Source organism: Bacillus shivajii (assembly GCF_020519665.1).
GTDB lineage: Bacteria > Bacillota > Bacilli > Bacillales > Salisediminibacteriaceae > Bacillus_CA > Bacillus_CA shivajii.
The window spans coordinates 2,919,839-2,935,618 of sequence record NZ_CP084703.1 but is presented as its reverse complement, the minus strand read 5'-3'; the positions used below and the strand labels follow the sequence as shown (position 1 = coordinate 2,935,618).

Sequence of the window (15,780 nt, the reverse complement as noted above, 5' to 3'; positions counted from 1 at the left end):
TTTTTTGTATCAATATCATTTTCTATATTCGTTCATGAATTTGACAAATTCCCAAATAAAAAATTTTGGTAAAAAGGTTGTTTTTTTTAGACTGACTAGTATAATAGAGTTATAAGTTGGTGCAAACGGTTTCACGTCTCTTGTATACGTGGAATTGTTTTTAACACAACTGCGCAAACGGTTGTCCTTATTGCAAGAACTTACCTTGAAACGTATAGGTGTAACAATGAGACACATAATAACTTTTGGCATTCGAGCGATTGTATAAATTATTGTATTGAACGAGATGTAAGCGGTTAAATTTCACTCGGAGCTAATTAACCTGTACGTAGACATATCTTATATATTTTAAGGTAAGGAACAAGGCAAACGAGTTGCACAAAATGATTATTAAAATTATTTAAGGGGGAAGACACATGTTTAAAAGCAAGACTTTATTAATGACCATTGCATTATCTGTAGCACTTGCTGCTTGTGGTGGGGCTGACGATGATGCTCCAGCTGATGAAGTAGGAACTGATGATGGCGCTGGAGAAGAGACAACAGAAGAATCTTCAGATGATGGTGTACCTGAGAAGCCTGAAGAGTTAGCGATGTGGGTTAATGACGAAGAATCACAATTAGATGCATACGAGGAAATTGCCCAACGTTTTACTGATGAATATGGCATTGAAGTTGATATTATTCCTTACTCAATGTTAGAACAAACAGAAGGTATGTCACTTGACGGTCCAGCTGGACAAGGACCAGACCTTTTCTTCCAACCGCATGACCGTATGGGAGACATTCACCTTCAAGGGTTAGCTGCTGAATTAGAACTAACAGAAGATCAGCAAGCGCGTTTAGCTGAGTACAATGAGGAAGCAGTAACATCTTTCAGTTATGATGGTATTCAATACGGGATCCCAGCTGTTGTAGAAACATACGGTCTTTTCTATAACACGGATCTTGTTCCTGAAGCTCCAGAAACAATGGATGAATTAATGGATATCGCTCATGACCTAACTGATGGGTCAACTTACGGTTTCTTAATGGAAGCAACAAACTTCTACTTTACGTACCCATTCCTAACAGGACCTGGTGGGTATGTGTTCGATCAAGGCGCTGATGGTGTATATGATACTAGCGACATCGGTTTGAACTCTGAAGGAGCTGTAGAAGGTGCAGAAACAATTGCATCTTGGTTTGAAGAAGGTTTAATGCCTACAGGTGTTGATGGAGATATCATGAACGGATTATTCACAGATGGTCAAGCAGGTATGGTTGTAACTGGACCATGGTCAATTCCTGATTACCGTGAGAGCTTAGGTGACAGCCTTGCTGTAGCTCCACTTCCAAGTTGGGATGGAGAACCACTAAACTCATTCTCTGGTAACAAAGGTTGGTTAGTGAACTACTACACTGATCATGAATATTGGGCGACAGAATTAGCGTTATTCATTACAAATGCAGAAAACTCTGAAACATATTTCGAAGTGGCTGGAGAGCTTCCTGCTCACACGGCTGTAGAAATTGATGATGAGTTTATGTCTCCTATTTTCGAACAGACTCAAGTTGCAACACCAATGCCAAACGTACCAGAAATGTCTCAAGTTTGGGAACCTATTGGTGATGCATTACAGTTCATCTCTCAAGGTGAAGATGCTCAAGAAGTTTTAGATGAGGCAGTTGAACAAATTCGTGATCAAATCGCGATTATGAACTAATGAAGGAATAAAAGCGGGATTGAGAAGATGTTCTTCTCAATCCCCATTCTTTAAACCAGGAGGAAGTACAAATGGCTACAAATGATAAAAACGAACATCAAGGGAAATTAGTCAACCCAAATCACAATCCGAATGTAGCTGCTATGCTTTCAATCATTCCGGGGCTCGGTCAAATGTATAATAAGCGCTTTATTAAAGGTGCGACCTTATTCATTCTCTTTGCTGCTTTCGTAGTCGTAATGTATGACTTCATCAGCTCCGGTTTACAAGGGTTGGTGACATTGGGGGAGGTTCCACGTGAAGATGATTCTCGTGTGTTCCTAAGTGAAGGTATTATATCACTATTTTTCTTAACGTTTTTTATTACATTTTATGTATTAAATATTCAAGATGCCCGTAAAGACGCAAAGAGAATACAATTAGGTTGGACTGTTCCAAACATTCGTGATGGTTGGAAAAATGCTTGGGATACAAGTTTTCCTTATGTCCTTGTTTCTCCAGGATTGTTTTTACTCTTGTTCGTAGTAGTGTTCCCATTACTATTTATGGTGGCATTGGCATTTACAAACTACAACTTATACAACGCTCCACCTAGACATTTGCTTGAATGGATTGGTTTCCAAAACTTCATTAACTTATTTACGATCCAAGAATGGAGAACGACATTTATTAACGTTCTATCATGGACATTAATTTGGACGTTCGTAGCTACGACACTACAAATCGCATTAGCACTATTCTTAGCTGTCATTGTTAACGACCCACGTGTTCGCTTTAAAAGGTTAATCCGAACTGTATTTATTTTACCGTGGGCGGTTCCAGCCTTTGTTACAATTATCATTTTCTCTGCATTATTTAATGACAACTTCGGAGCGATTAACTTACAAATTATTGAGCCGTTATTTGGAACGACAATCCCGTGGTTACAAGACCCAACTTGGACGAGAGTAGCGTTAATTCTAATACAAGTTTGGTTAGGTTTCCCGTTTGTCTATGCATTATTTACAGGAGTCCTGCAAAGTATTTCGTCGGATTGGTATGAAGCTGCTGATATTGATGGAGCGAACAAATGGCAAAAGTTTAAGAACATTACTTTTCCACATGTTATGTTCGCAACTGCACCATTACTAATTATGCAATATTCGTTTAACTTTAATAACTTTAATATTATTTATCTCTTTAACCAAGGTGGACCTGCTGTACGAGGGCAAACCGCTGGTGGCTCGGATATTTTAATTTCTTGGATTTACGGTTTAACGTTCGAAAATCAGCAATATAATATGGCCGCGGCGATCTCAATTATTTTAGGACTGATGGTTGCAGGCTTTGCTTTCTTCCAGTTCAGACGTTCGCGTTCCTTTAAAGAGGAGGGGACATTTTAATGAGTGCATCACAACAAGTAAACAAACCAAATCGTTTAACGAAAAAACAAAGAAACTTTATCGAACTATTCGGTATATATACAGTGATTGCAATCATGTTTGTAATCATCTTGTATCCCCTATTATGGGCGTTTGGATTATCGTTAAATCCTGGACGTGGGTTGTTCGGGGCACAAATGATTCCAGAAAACTGGTCACTTGAACATTATAAATGGTTATTCTTTGACCCGCGTAGTAACTATTTAATTTGGTATAAAAACTCTTTAATCGTAGCTTTATCGACTGCATTTTTTGCAACATTTATGGTTGCATTAACAGCATATGCATTTTCAAGATATCGTTTTAAAGGGCGTAAAAATGGCTTATACGCATTTCTACTTTTGCAAATGTTCCCAGTATTAATGGCGATGGTAGCCCTTTATATTTTATTAAACACAGTTGGTCTTTTAGACAGCTTAGTCGGTTTAATTATCATTTATGTAGGTGGAGCAATTCCGATGAACGCTTTCTTAGTCAAAGGGTACTTTGATACAATCCCGAGAGAACTTGACGAGTCAGCAAAAATTGATGGAGCCGGGCATTTCCGTATTTTCTTTACAATCATGCTTCCGTTAGCAAAGCCTATTTTAGCAGTAGTTGCATTATTTAACTTTATGGCACCATTTATGGACTTTATTTTACCACGTATTGTCTTGAGAAATCCGGAGAACTTTACGTTGGCACTAGGCTTATTCAACTTCGTAAATGACCAATTTGCAAACAACTTTACTCGGTTTGCTGCAGGTGCGATATTAATTGCTGTTCCAATTTCACTTGTCTATTTATTCTTACAACGTTACCTCATTTCTGGTTTAACATCAGGGGCTACGAAAGGATAAAAGAAAAGTTCAACGAAAGAAAGTGCGGTGAAAAGGGGCGCCCTTTTCACTCGTATTTTTTTACTAACAAAACTTATAATACCTATGGTTGTTGGTGTAGCTTCAACTAAGGCTTACTTCCACAGGATGTGGTGACTTCGGCGTTGATCACAGGACGTGATCGATTTTAGCCGAAGTTCCTAATTAGGACTTGACAATAAAGCATAAGGGCTCTATGTAAGCAAACTTCGCTTACTAAGAGCCTCTTTAGCAATAACTCAAATTTTTTTAATATGAATTAGAATCATTGTCAACTTTCAAAGCCAAGGAGGAGAAGCAATGGAAGATACAAGTTTTGCGATACACCCAGGAAAAAAGAATGAAATAGAAGGTACAAATTACCAAGATGTAGGCAACTTTATTTCACTTGCTACTGAAAATGAACGATTAATGTTCAAATGTGAGCATGGTTTTGTAAATGTCGAGTTTAATACTTCATCAATTGTTCGAATCGTTATGAATCCTAAAACTCGCCCGAAAATGAAAACAAGCCCTGCAGTTGTAAAAGAACGAGATAGTGTATCATATCGTGTTAATGAAACAAACGAAGGTTTAACAGTTCAATCGGATGAACTAACTTTACAAATAGAGAAACACCCCTTTCGTATAAAGGTCTCTAATAATAATGGAAAAACATTAGTAAATGAAACAATTAAAGGTTTAGGTTCTAGTGCAACAGGTGAAGTTGTTTGTTTTAAAGATATGGATAAAAACGATCACTTTTATGGGTTTGGTGAAAAGACGGGATTTTTAGATAAAAAAGGCGATAAATTAACGATGTGGAATTCAGATGTATACGCACCTCATAATCCAGAAACCGACCCTCTTTACCAGTCCATCCCGTTTTTCATGACATTAAGGGACGAGTTCGCTTTTGGTACGTTTTTTGATAATACCGGCAAAACGTTTTTTGATATGAGAGATCAAGAGGGTACTTATGAGTTTCGTGGAGAATCAGGACAATTAGATTATTATATTTTTGCTGGTCCGACAATGAAAGAAGTATTAAAGCAATATACGTCATTAACTGGAAAAATGCCACTTCCTCCAAAATGGGCATTAGGTTATCATCAATCACGATATAGCTATGAAACAGAAGAAGAAGTAAGAGAGCTCGTGCATAACTTTTTGGAAAAAGAAATACCAGTCGATGCGATTTACTTAGATATTCATTATATGGACGGGTATCGTGTGTTTACGTTCGATAATGACCGATATCCAAACCCGAAAAAGCTAATCCAAGATTTGCGTGATCAAGGAATACGTGTTGTTCCAATTGTTGATCCTGGTGTAAAAGAAGATCCTGAATACGATATTTATAAAGAAGGAGTTAAAAATGATTTCTTCTGTAAATACATCGAAGGAAACATATATTTTGGTGATGTTTGGCCTGGAAACAGTGCGTTTCCTGATTTTACAAACGAATATGTTCGTAATTGGTGGGGAGAAAAACACCGTTTTTATTCAGACCTTGGAATCGAAGGCATTTGGAATGACATGAATGAACCGGCTGTTTTTAATGAGACAAAAACGATGGATACAAAAGTCATGCATGATAATGAAGGGGATCCGAAAACACATCGTGAATTGCATAACTTATATGGCTTAATGATGGGTGAAGCAACATATGAAGGAATGAAAAAACAGCTAGACGGTAAAAGAACCTTTTTACTAACTCGAGCTGGTTATGCAGGCGTTCAACGTTATGGGTCCGTATGGACAGGGGATAATCGAAGCTTCTGGGAACATTTACACTTAGCGTTACCAATGTGTATGAACTTAGGACTATCAGGTGTTGCTTTTTGCGGACCGGATGTTGGAGGATTTGCACATGACTCAAATGGGCAACTATTAGCTAGGTGGACACAATTTGGAACGTTTACACCTTATTTTAGAAACCATAGTGCTATTGGTACTGCTAGACAAGAGCCTTGGTCTTTTGGAGAAGACATTGAGGAAATTGTCAAAAATTATATCCAACTACGTTACGTTTGGATGCCTCAATTGTATCGTTTATTTAAGGAAGCACATGAAACTGGAGTTCCAGTTATGCGACCACTCGTCTTAGAATATCCAGAAGATAAAAAGACGTTTAATTTATGTGATCAATTTATGATTGGTGAAAACGTCATTGTTGCACCTATCATGACTCCAGATACAGAGCATCGTGTCGTTTATTTACCTGAAGGGAATTGGATTGATTATTGGACAGAAGAACGATTAACAGGTGGCGAGCACCATCTAGTTCATGCAGACATAGAAACATTACCGATCTTTATTAAGGAAAATTCAGCAGTTGCTCATGGAGCTATAAAAACATCAACAGACCAACAAGAAGAAAATTATCAAATCCATCTTTATAAAGCTAGTAAAGGAAAAGCGACATACAATGTTTATGAAGATGATGGTAAAACGTTTGAATATGAAACTGGAAATGTTTATGAAAACGAATTAACGTTTACGTATAACGATAACTTTCTTGAAGTAACAACTAACCGAAAAGGGAGATATACTCCTGATTGGAAAGCATTTACACTCGTTATTCATGGTAAAGACCAACTAGAGAAGGTACTGCTTGATGGTGAAGATATTACATCTATTGCTGAAGAAAAAGCTGGAAATATAATCATACCACTTAAAATATAATTGGTGTTAAAATCATAGATGTGAATAATCCGTGATTATTATACAGATACAAAAGTTAGGCCAACTCAAGGGATGGAAATACTTTATAAATTACAACATCCCTTGGCGGATAGGACGTCTTATAGTTGCAATGCGGTGAGATGTGATCCATTGACTAAACTGGGCGTCCTAATGCCTAATAAGCTATGATGAAATGTATTCATTGTAATATAACATGAAGAAGGGATGCAAAAGCCATGGCAATTACAATTAAAGATGTGGCAAAAAAAGCAAATGTCGCCCCTTCCACTGTTTCCCGAGTCATTGCAAATAGTCCGAGGATAAGCGAGCGGACAAAAGAAAAGGTTAGGGAAGCAATGAAAGAATTAGGGTATCACCCTAATTTTAATGCGCGCAGCTTAGCCAATAAAAGTACGAAAACATTAGGAATTATTATGCCTAATTCTGCAAATAAGACGTTCCAAAACCCCTTTTTCCCTGAAGTTATAAGAGGCATAAGTACAAAAGCATATCAACTCGAATACGGACTTTATCTTTCAACAGGTCAAACGGAAGAAGAAATCTATGAAGAAGTTCAAGATATGGTTCAAGGTGGACGAGTTGACGGGATTATTTTGTTATATTCTCGAGTGAATGACAAAGTCATGTCATATTTGTATGAACAGAAATTTCCATTTACTGTTATCGGGAGACCGTATGATCCTAAAATGAAGGATATTACATTTGTAAACAATGACAACTATAAAGCAGCAAAAACAGTGACAGAATACTTGTTACTTCTTGGACATCGTAATATCGCTTTTGTCGGAGGAAATCTTGACTTTGTTGTTACTGTCGACCATATGGAAGGGTATAAACAAGCGCTTAAAAATGCAGGGATTGAACAGTCAGATGATTACATTGTTTTTCGTGAAGAATTACAAGAAGGTGGTCAAGAGGCAGTGATTGATCTAATGTCTTTAAAGAATCGACCAACTGCAATGATTGTTGCTGATGATATTATGACCTTTGGCGTGATGCGAATGTTAAGTGAAATGGAAGTCAGTGTACCAGACGATATCTCCATTATAAGCTTTAATAATGTGATGATTTCAGAACTTTCTTCACCACCAATGACAACTGTCGATATTAATATCTATGGATTAGGCTATGAAGCGGCAAATTGTTTAATAGAAAAGATTTTACACCCAGAGTCAGAAACGAAAAAAGTCATTATTCCACATAAAATGATAAAACGACAAACATGTCAAAAGTTAATGAACCAGGTGTCTAAACCATGAGTTAAAAGAGCTGTTCTTATAGATACAGCTCTTTTTTATTTTATACTACCAGAATTTATAATTTCGGTTGATATTATAACCGCAACTAAGGCTTTCGCCATTAGGACTTGGGGAAAAAACCAAGTTTTGTTTACGTTAAGAATCAATAAAATTAAAACGAAGTAGCTGGCTCGAAGTCATTCCGGACCATCCCCATTAAAACTTTTACTACATTAAGCTGTTTTAGTTATTGATTATTTCTTCATATGCTATAATGGAGCCTATAATCGTGTAATACTAAGAGAGTTGGTGAGACAAATTGCCTAATAGTCGTTTTTTTCGATTTTTAATTGCTACTGCACTCATTTTGTTAATTATTTTTCTAGGGTCTCTGGTGCCGTTTATTTTTAGACCGCTCGTTGTATTTTTCCAAACGTTATTTATTCCTTTTCTAATTGCCGGCGTTCTTTATTATTTATTAAGACCGATTGTTCTTTTTTTACATAGAAAGAAAGTACCAAAAGCCCTATCGATCTTCCTAATTTACTTAGCATTAATTGGAGTTGTTACAGGGCTTGTATTTTTAGTAGGGCCTGTTCTTCAAAGACAGTTTATGAATTTAGTTGATAACTTTCCGGTCCTAGTAAATGAGCTTGGAAAAATTGTCATTGAAGTACAACAAAACGAATGGTTTGCGCGTTTCCAAGAGACGGATAATTTTTCTGTAGAGGAAATTACTCAAAACATGATGGGCTATTTACGAGAAGGATTTGATATCTTCACCGCTAATTTAGCTAGTTTTATCGGGATGATTACAAATATTGTCTTAATGATGATTCTTGTTCCATTTGTATTATTTTATTTATTAAAAGATGGACCGGAAGCGCCAAATCAAGTGCTACGATTTTTCCCTGAAAAGCAACAATTAGAGGGGAAGCGTATTTTAAAAGATATGGATGAAGCGTTAAGTTCCTACATTCAAGGAATGGTTATTGTAAGCTTTTGCGTGGGTTTATTGATGTATATCAGTTTTCTTATTATTGGTATTGAATATTCGTTAATCTTAGCGTTTATTGCAATGTTTACAAACGTAATTCCATTTATTGGACCTTGGATTGGTACGATTCCTGCTGTCATTGTTGCGATTATTGATTCACCAATAATGGTTTTATGGGTGCTTCTTGCAATTGTTATTGTACAGCAAATTGAAAGTAACTTCATTTCACCACAAGTGATGGGTAGAAAGCTTTCGATCCATCCGTTAACAATCATATTACTTATTCTTGTTGCAGGTAGGTTTGCGGGGTTCTTAGGACTGATCTTAGCTGTACCGACTTATGCTGTATTAAAGGTTATTATTAGTCACATGTACCGTTTATTAAAGTTGCGAAAAAAAATTGACGAAGAATTAAATGGAAATAATTAACGTAAGGAACGTTCAAAAGCTTGAATCAAAGAGTAGAAAAATATAAGATAGTTTAAATAAACAACTTAGAGGTGGTTTTCGTGAGTACCGAATTTCGAGGAATTACACAAATTAATCAAGATGAATTGAAAAAAGTATTAGAAGAGAAGAATGAAAATACAGTTGTCATCGATGTACGTGAACCTGATGAATATGAATCGGGACACATTCCAGGTGTGCCTCTTATGCCGATGCACACCGTCCCAAGTTTGATTGAAGGATTCAACAAAGATAAGGAATATGTTTTTATTTGTCGTAGTGGGAACAGGTCACAAAATGTATCGATGTTTTTAAAGGAACATGGTATTGATAAAGTAATAAACTTTGATGGTGGTATGCTTTCTTGGGATGGTGAGATTGCAGAAGGTGAAGAAGTATCGATTGCAACTGCAGATGAGTTGAAAAAATTATAATAATAAATTGATGAGCTTGGGTCATTCCGAGCTCTTTTTTTCTACGCAATGATAGAAAAAGTTTTTTTCGATAACTTTTATGTAGTTATTACATCTAGCTCCATATACGATCGTTTCTTCTCAGATGTAGTGCCCTTGGTCTCAACGGACAAAACGTCCTGATATTGAGTCTGCTACAGAACATGGCGATTTATCCGGGCTGTGTAGTGATGACATATTGTCGAGGAGGATAGGTGGATGATTTGAGGTACTTTACTCGTAGGATCTGCGTTATTTTTTCTTCTCTTGATCTATAGTTGAAAATACGGTGTCATTTGAACTAATTTTGTTACCTCCTGTAGAACGTAGTCAATGCATTTTCTAAGCCTTTCGCTATGAGTTAAAGAAGACCCAACTTTTTTATGTTTGCTATTTATATAATTCGGATATAGTACCTCCAACATCAAGGAGAGGAACAACATTTATAATTAAGCAATAAATAGGAGGTATATGGATGATTTGGACAATCGTAGGGATCATTATTTTAATGTGGCTCTTAGGATTTAGCTTTGAAATAGGCGGAGGACTTATCCACTTACTATTAGTGGTAGCATTAATCGTAGCTGTAATCAACTTAATAGCTGGAAGAAGACCTTAACACGACTGGATTGAATATAAAAAGAGAGGCTTAAAATGCCTCTCTTTGTTTGTTCTTTTTTTAAGAGATAAGAAAGTATAAAATTTTTGTCCTGGATAGTTGTCTAGACTCCATGCGCCATCGGCTCGAGGTCGCTTCGCTCGGCATTTGAAGTCTAGTCGACTTCTTCATACCGAGACTCCAGCGCTGTCGCGGAGACAGGGTGTCGACATTACGCCGTTGCCCGTAGGATGCGAGCTGGTTTTAGGCGTAATTTGGCGCCTTGCGCTTTTCTTATAGATGATCTGGTTTTTTACTATATGAATGATGCGTTTGATGTTGACGGTTCTGCTTTTCTTTTTTATTTTTTTGCTCATTCATTGCTTGGTTATCACGCTTTTTCTTATTATTATCTTTTGTTGGATCCACCTTTCATCCTCCTTAAACAAAAATAGCAGGGAAAATCCCTGATTATTTGTGAACTTACGTTTAATATGTGTTATTTTAGGTCGGAAATATGTATTGGTTTAGCGACATTTTGTTCTGGGTATGTGTATATTAATAACATGTTAAAGGGGGATGCGTAAATGAACTCAAAGAAAGTGTTGACTTCAACAATCGTTGCCACAGCAGTCGCGGGAGGCACATATTTTTTTGGTAAAGAAGAAAACCGAGAAAAGGTCATGCATAACGTTGAACGTCTAAAAGCGAAATTGAAAAATGAAACGAAAGAGGACCAAGCCCCTTATTTTAAAGAAAAAGTTGGTCATTCAGATCCTCATGACATCGAAGATAATGCGATGGTTGATGAAGGGGCTGTTTATTCGGTGAAATATTACAACGAACATATACAGCAGTAGGTCACTCATTAAACCATCATTTTTACGTGATGGTTTCTCTTTTTGAACTTTTCTACGTAAACAAATAATTTTGTTTACAATACGACGAAATGACATTATAATCAATTCGCTCCGAGTTTATACGGACATAAGAAAGGAGGAGGCGATATGTTAAAAAATATTGATGGCATTGAAGAGGGGAAAAAGGTCATCATCGCTTTTGCAAGTGGACTTTTATTAGCAATTAGTTTAAATATCTTTTTAATTCCAGCAAACGTATTTGCGAGCGGTTTTACTGGGGTTGCACAAATCTTCGCAGAGCTTACCGGTTTACCAACTGGCTTCTTACTATTATTATTAAATATTCCGGTTGCCATTTTAGGGTGGAAAAAAGTAGGGAAGAGCTTTACATTTTATAGTTTTGTCAATGTAGCTTTTACAACATTTTTCTTAACTGTTATTCCTATTGCACCACTTTCCGAAGATATTATTTTAAACTCTGTTTTTGGAGGCGTAATCGGAGGAGCTGGAGCTGGTCTCATTTTAAAGTGGGGTGCATCATCAGGTGGTGTTGATATTTTAGCTTTAATATTAGCGCGTAAAAGTGATCGTCCTCTAGGTGTATACTTTTTCATCATGAATGCAATGATCGTTGTTGCAGCAGGACTTATGTTCGGTATGGAAGAGGCACTTTATACATTACTTACTTTATATGTCACTTCACGAATTATTGATGCAATACATACTCGTCATGTGAAACTGACTGCAATGGTTGTTACGAACAAAGCAGATGAATTGCAGTCTGCATTTTATCGTAAAGTCACTCGAGGTGTAACGAGAATCCCTGCCAAAGGCGGCTATACTAGAGAAGACAAAGAAGTATTAATGATTGTCATTACGAGATATGAACTTTATTTATTGCAACAAATTATAGATGAAGTTGACCCTCAAGCATTTACAAATATCGTACAAACGACTGGGATTTATGGGATGTTTAGAAAAGATGATTAAGGGCCACCATGCGAGTAAGAATAATAAAGTACACTTACAATGTTTTTCTAGATTTGAAACATAAATGCTATGATATCGTCTAATATAATAAGACAGGTAATAGGGAGGAAAATTAGATGAAACGCTCACGACTCCTATCATTAATAAGTGTATTTATTACCATGATATTTATATCGGTTGCTTGTGGTACAGGTGAAAGTCCGTCTGGGTCTGATCCTGTTATTGAAGACGGCGAGGAAGACAAGGAGGAAACTGAAGTGGATTATGAAGGTTTATTATACGAGCTAGATGCTTCAGTGAACGATAACGTCATCGAAGTCAACATGACATTAGAAAATGAGAGTGATGAAACGAAAACAATCGATTTTTCATCTGGACAACAATTTGAAGTCATTATTCGTGATGGAAACGGGGAAGAGCTATATAAGTATTCTGAAGGAATGATGTTTACACAAGCATTCATAACTGAGAGCTTAGAATCTGGAGAAACGCTATCGTTTCAGGATCATTGGCAGTCTGAACAATTATCTGAGCTTAAAAGTATTGAGGTGTATGCTAAAATTTTGACATATGCAATTAATGGTGAAGATTTAAATGACATACCATTTGAAAAAACGATAAAGGTTCAAAAGTAAATGAAGTTACAAATGGGCTGGTGCAAATTCGCACCAGCCTTTAATTTGATTAAAACGATCATAGAATTTAAGTCCGTAAGGTAAGTAGAGACGCTAGTTCTTCTTTAGAAAGTTTCCATAGTGGCGCTGAATCTTGTTCAAGAAGGTTACGTGTCATTGCTTCTTTTTCAGATAGTAGAAGTTCGATTTTCTCTTCTAACGTACCTTCAGTTATAAAGGTGTGGACTGTGACAGGATTTGTTTGTCCAATGCGATAAACTCTATCGGTTGCTTGATTTTCGACTGCAGGGTTCCACCAGCGATCGTAATGAATGACTTCGGTTGCACTTGTTAAGTTTAAGCCGACACCACCAGCACGTAATGAAATAATCATAAAGGGCTTATGGTCATTCGTTTGAAAGTCCTCTACAAGGCTCTGCCGCTTCTCCGTTGTTAATGCACCGTGGAAAAAAGGCGTATGAATGCCAAATTCTTTATGAATACCTTCCTTTAATAATATCCCCATTTGTCGATATTGAGTGAATATAAGTACCTTCTTTTTCTGACGAACAAGGTTATTTAACAATCTGATACATTTATCCCATTTACCTGATCGCCTCATCAAACTAGAAAATGTTTGTTCTTTTAAGAATTGAGCAGGATGATTACAGATTTGTTTGAGTTTTGTTAGTGACTTGAATAGTTTAGCTCTTTTCTCTATTTGAGAAAGCCCATGATAATCCTCAAGTAAGTCTTCAACAATCACCTCATATAAGCTTCTTTGTTCGTCGGTAAGTCCAACGATATATTGTTTATTTTTTTTGTCAGGTAATGAAAGTTGTTCTTGGAAATCTTCTTTCGTTCTTCGTAAAATAAACGGTCCAGCTAATTTTCGGAGGTCGGAAAATCGTTCTTCTTCCTCTTCTGTTTGTTTGTTCGATAAAAATCGTGTTGTAAACCAATCCTCTGTTTTTAAATAACCTCGATTTAAAATGTCCATTAAACTCCACAATTCTTTTGGGTCATTTTCAACTGGAGTCCCTGTTAAGGCAACTGTATGAATGGCAGAAAAGTCACCGATTGTACTACGTAACTTTGTCTGTATATTTTTTAATTTTTGCGCTTCGTCTAAAATTAGGGTTGACCATGTGACATTTTGTAATAATTCTTTATCATTCACAGCAAGAGGGTATGATGTCAGGATGACGTCAGCTCGTTTTTCGTTATAAAATGAATCTCTACGAGTTGAGAATTTCCCTTCATGTACATAAACGTGAAGCCAAGGAGCAAACTTTTGAAATTCGTTAGCCCAATTTGTTAAAACACTTGTTGGACAAATGATAAGATGGGGAGCGAAGTCACCTTGATCCTCTTCTGTAACAGTGTCGCAATAGGCGATCGTTTGAATGGTTTTACCTAATCCCATGTCATCAGCTAAACAAGCTCCAAACTTTCTTTTACGCATATTTATAAGCCATAAAACACCTTCAATTTGGTAATCGCGTAATTTTTGTTGCCAATATGAATTCAATGAATCGGATGAATGATTTGAATGAGACAAATCATTCGAAGGATGGATCCTCCATTCGATATGTGAATCTTCATTTGAATGATCTTCTACGTGGAGTCCTTCTTTTTGTTCGATGTATTGTCTATATGCATCAAAAAATGATGAAGAATGGTTACTATTATATGCCTCCTGATATTTAAGAAGTTTTTCAGCTTGTTTTAGATCCCATAATACCCAATGATCTTGTACATAGATCATTTGTCGTTTGTCTTCAACCCATTGTCGAAATGTTTCTTCATTTACTGGGACATCTTGTATAAAATAAGTCCATGTAATTGAATGACCTCTCCAAGGTGAAGGGGAATGGTTTTCTACCAATATATTGTCACCGATTTCACCTTGTAATTTTGGAGTTAATGGTGCTTGTTGGAATTTTTGAGGGACAAGCACGGATATTCCTGCCATCTCTAAGTTTTCTGTATCATTTAAAAGGAACGTACTAATTGTTTCATTAGTAACAGTGATTTCTGGCTCTTGCATACATAAAGGTTCAGTGACAGGTGAAGTTTTCAGTTTATGCTGATGATTTTGGATGTAATGGATCGGGTTTTGCTTAAAAGGATGTTTTCCATTTTTGATATCTTTTATGGAACAGACATGAGATGTTTCCCACTCTTTTAAATATAATGAGATTCGCCACTCTTCTTGAGCAGAAGGTTCAAAGATGAGTAAAGTAAATTGAAAATGTTCTTCATACCTTGCATGCCAAGCCATTAAGCAATGAGGATAACGATGTTTTGGCAGTACATATTTCTTGCTTGGATTATGCAAAGCTTTCAGCCAGGCAAGTACATGCTCATCTGACGTTTTATTTTTTAGCAGAGTGGTATATGGTTGTAAAAGCTTTTCATTAAATGGTGATTGTATAATTAAGTATTGCAACCATTCGTTAAAGAATTGATTAATAACAGTCGGGAGCTCTTCTTTTGTTATAGGTACTTCGGTGTATTTATTTCCTTCATGAAGGATAATCGCATATTCTTTTAATTGGGATACACTTGAATCTCGTTCCCACCGCCAATTACCATAAGCTGTTGGAGTGATATGACCATTTTTTACTTCATCCAATTTTTTACTTAGTATTTGAAAAATACCCTTGAACTGATGTGACTTTTCAAACGGCAATGGTAAATTGGAAACAACATTCAAAAATTGATAAACCTTTTCATACGGGATGAAAATTCCAAGATTTAGTTCGTTGTCTAAATGACATTCAATAAGGTCATATTCTAGGCCGAAGTAGGAACTTTGGTCATCTTGAAACAACCATTGCTTGATCATTGTCATAGTTAGGTCATAGTGTATGTTATATTTGTTTGTTTCAATAGTTAACAAGAGCCCT

General features: G+C 36.4%; 13 protein-coding genes. 11 read left to right on the top strand and 2 right to left on the bottom strand.

The window, feature by feature from the left end:
- The first annotated feature begins 416 nt into the window (after positions 1–416).
- The 8 genes from LGQ02_RS14310 to LGQ02_RS14275 all read left to right on the top strand — a co-directional run bounded on the left by LGQ02_RS14310 (position 417) and on the right by LGQ02_RS14275 (position 10,425).
- Positions 417–1,706, top strand: a complete 1,290-nt coding sequence (locus LGQ02_RS14310; protein ID WP_226515032.1) for a sugar ABC transporter substrate-binding protein — start codon at positions 417–419, stop codon at positions 1,704–1,706.
- A 71-nt stretch (positions 1,707–1,777) separates the two neighbouring features.
- Positions 1,778–3,088 carry a sugar ABC transporter permease gene (locus LGQ02_RS14305; RefSeq protein ID WP_319003468.1) on the top strand — a complete coding sequence of 437 codons (1,311 nt, stop codon included), beginning with the start codon at positions 1,778–1,780 and terminating at the stop codon, positions 3,086–3,088.
- Between the two features lie 95 nt (positions 3,089–3,183).
- On the top strand, positions 3,184–3,966 hold the full coding sequence (locus LGQ02_RS14300) for a sugar ABC transporter permease (RefSeq protein WP_226518325.1): 783 nt from the start codon (positions 3,184–3,186) through the stop codon (positions 3,964–3,966).
- 318 nt (positions 3,967–4,284) lie between these two features.
- On the top strand, positions 4,285–6,651 hold the full coding sequence (locus LGQ02_RS14295) for a glycoside hydrolase family 31 protein (RefSeq protein WP_226515031.1): 2,367 nt from the start codon (positions 4,285–4,287) through the stop codon (positions 6,649–6,651).
- A 236-nt stretch (positions 6,652–6,887) separates the two neighbouring features.
- On the top strand, positions 6,888–7,931 hold the full coding sequence (locus LGQ02_RS14290; protein WP_226515030.1) for a LacI family DNA-binding transcriptional regulator: 1,044 nt from the start codon (positions 6,888–6,890) through the stop codon (positions 7,929–7,931).
- A 298-nt stretch (positions 7,932–8,229) separates the two neighbouring features.
- Complete coding sequence (locus LGQ02_RS14285) at positions 8,230–9,336, top strand: AI-2E family transporter (protein WP_226515029.1); 1,107 nt, start codon at positions 8,230–8,232, stop codon at positions 9,334–9,336.
- 80 nt (positions 9,337–9,416) lie between these two features.
- Entirely contained in the window at positions 9,417–9,788 is a 372-nt protein-coding gene (locus LGQ02_RS14280) for a rhodanese-like domain-containing protein (protein ID WP_226515028.1), read from the top strand.
- 493 nt (positions 9,789–10,281) lie between these two features.
- A complete protein-coding gene (locus tag LGQ02_RS14275) occupies positions 10,282–10,425 on the top strand; it encodes a lmo0937 family membrane protein (protein ID WP_226515027.1) in 144 nt (47 codons plus the stop codon).
- 273 nt (positions 10,426–10,698) lie between these two features.
- Here the strand turns inward: LGQ02_RS14275 and LGQ02_RS21340 are convergent, their stop codons facing one another.
- On the bottom strand, positions 10,699–10,833 hold the full coding sequence (locus LGQ02_RS21340) for a hypothetical protein (RefSeq protein WP_264183985.1): 135 nt from the start codon (positions 10,831–10,833) through the stop codon (positions 10,699–10,701).
- A 158-nt stretch (positions 10,834–10,991) separates the two neighbouring features.
- On the opposite strand from LGQ02_RS21340, the gene LGQ02_RS14270 reads away from it, so the two are divergent.
- The 3 genes from LGQ02_RS14270 to LGQ02_RS14260 all read left to right on the top strand — a co-directional run bounded on the left by LGQ02_RS14270 (position 10,992) and on the right by LGQ02_RS14260 (position 12,889).
- A complete protein-coding gene (locus LGQ02_RS14270; protein ID WP_226515026.1) occupies positions 10,992–11,264 on the top strand; it encodes a hypothetical protein in 273 nt (90 codons plus the stop codon).
- A 147-nt stretch (positions 11,265–11,411) separates the two neighbouring features.
- Entirely contained in the window at positions 11,412–12,254 is an 843-nt protein-coding gene (locus tag LGQ02_RS14265; protein WP_226515025.1) for a YitT family protein, read from the top strand.
- Positions 12,255–12,370: 116 nt separating this feature from the next.
- On the top strand, positions 12,371–12,889 hold the full coding sequence (locus LGQ02_RS14260) for a BsuPI-related putative proteinase inhibitor (RefSeq protein ID WP_226515024.1): 519 nt from the start codon (positions 12,371–12,373) through the stop codon (positions 12,887–12,889).
- Positions 12,890–12,956: 67 nt separating this feature from the next.
- Here LGQ02_RS14260 and LGQ02_RS14255 read toward each other — a convergent pair whose 3' ends face one another.
- On the bottom strand, positions 12,957–15,773 hold the full coding sequence (locus LGQ02_RS14255; protein WP_226515023.1) for a DEAD/DEAH box helicase: 2,817 nt from the start codon (positions 15,771–15,773) through the stop codon (positions 12,957–12,959).
- Positions 15,774–15,780: the final 7 nt, after the last annotated feature.

Excerpts from the sequence above, each read along its gene's own strand:
- LGQ02_RS14275 (WP_226515027.1), top strand. The coding sequence starts at position 10,282 with ATGATTTGGACAATCGTAGGGATCATTATTTTAATGTGGCTCTTAGGA.
- LGQ02_RS14260 (WP_226515024.1), top strand. The coding sequence starts at position 12,371 with ATGAAACGCTCACGACTCCTATCATTAATAAGTGTATTTATTACCATG.
- LGQ02_RS14290 (WP_226515030.1), top strand. The coding sequence starts at position 6,888 with ATGGCAATTACAATTAAAGATGTGGCAAAAAAAGCAAATGTCGCCCCT.
- LGQ02_RS14270 (WP_226515026.1), top strand. The coding sequence starts at position 10,992 with ATGAACTCAAAGAAAGTGTTGACTTCAACAATCGTTGCCACAGCAGTC.
- LGQ02_RS14300 (WP_226518325.1), top strand. The coding sequence starts at position 3,184 with ATGTTTGTAATCATCTTGTATCCCCTATTATGGGCGTTTGGATTATCG.
- LGQ02_RS14265 (WP_226515025.1), top strand. The coding sequence starts at position 11,412 with ATGTTAAAAAATATTGATGGCATTGAAGAGGGGAAAAAGGTCATCATC.
- LGQ02_RS14305 (WP_319003468.1), top strand. The coding sequence starts at position 1,778 with ATGGCTACAAATGATAAAAACGAACATCAAGGGAAATTAGTCAACCCA.
- LGQ02_RS14295 (WP_226515031.1), top strand. The coding sequence starts at position 4,285 with ATGGAAGATACAAGTTTTGCGATACACCCAGGAAAAAAGAATGAAATA.
- LGQ02_RS14310 (WP_226515032.1), top strand. The coding sequence starts at position 417 with ATGTTTAAAAGCAAGACTTTATTAATGACCATTGCATTATCTGTAGCA.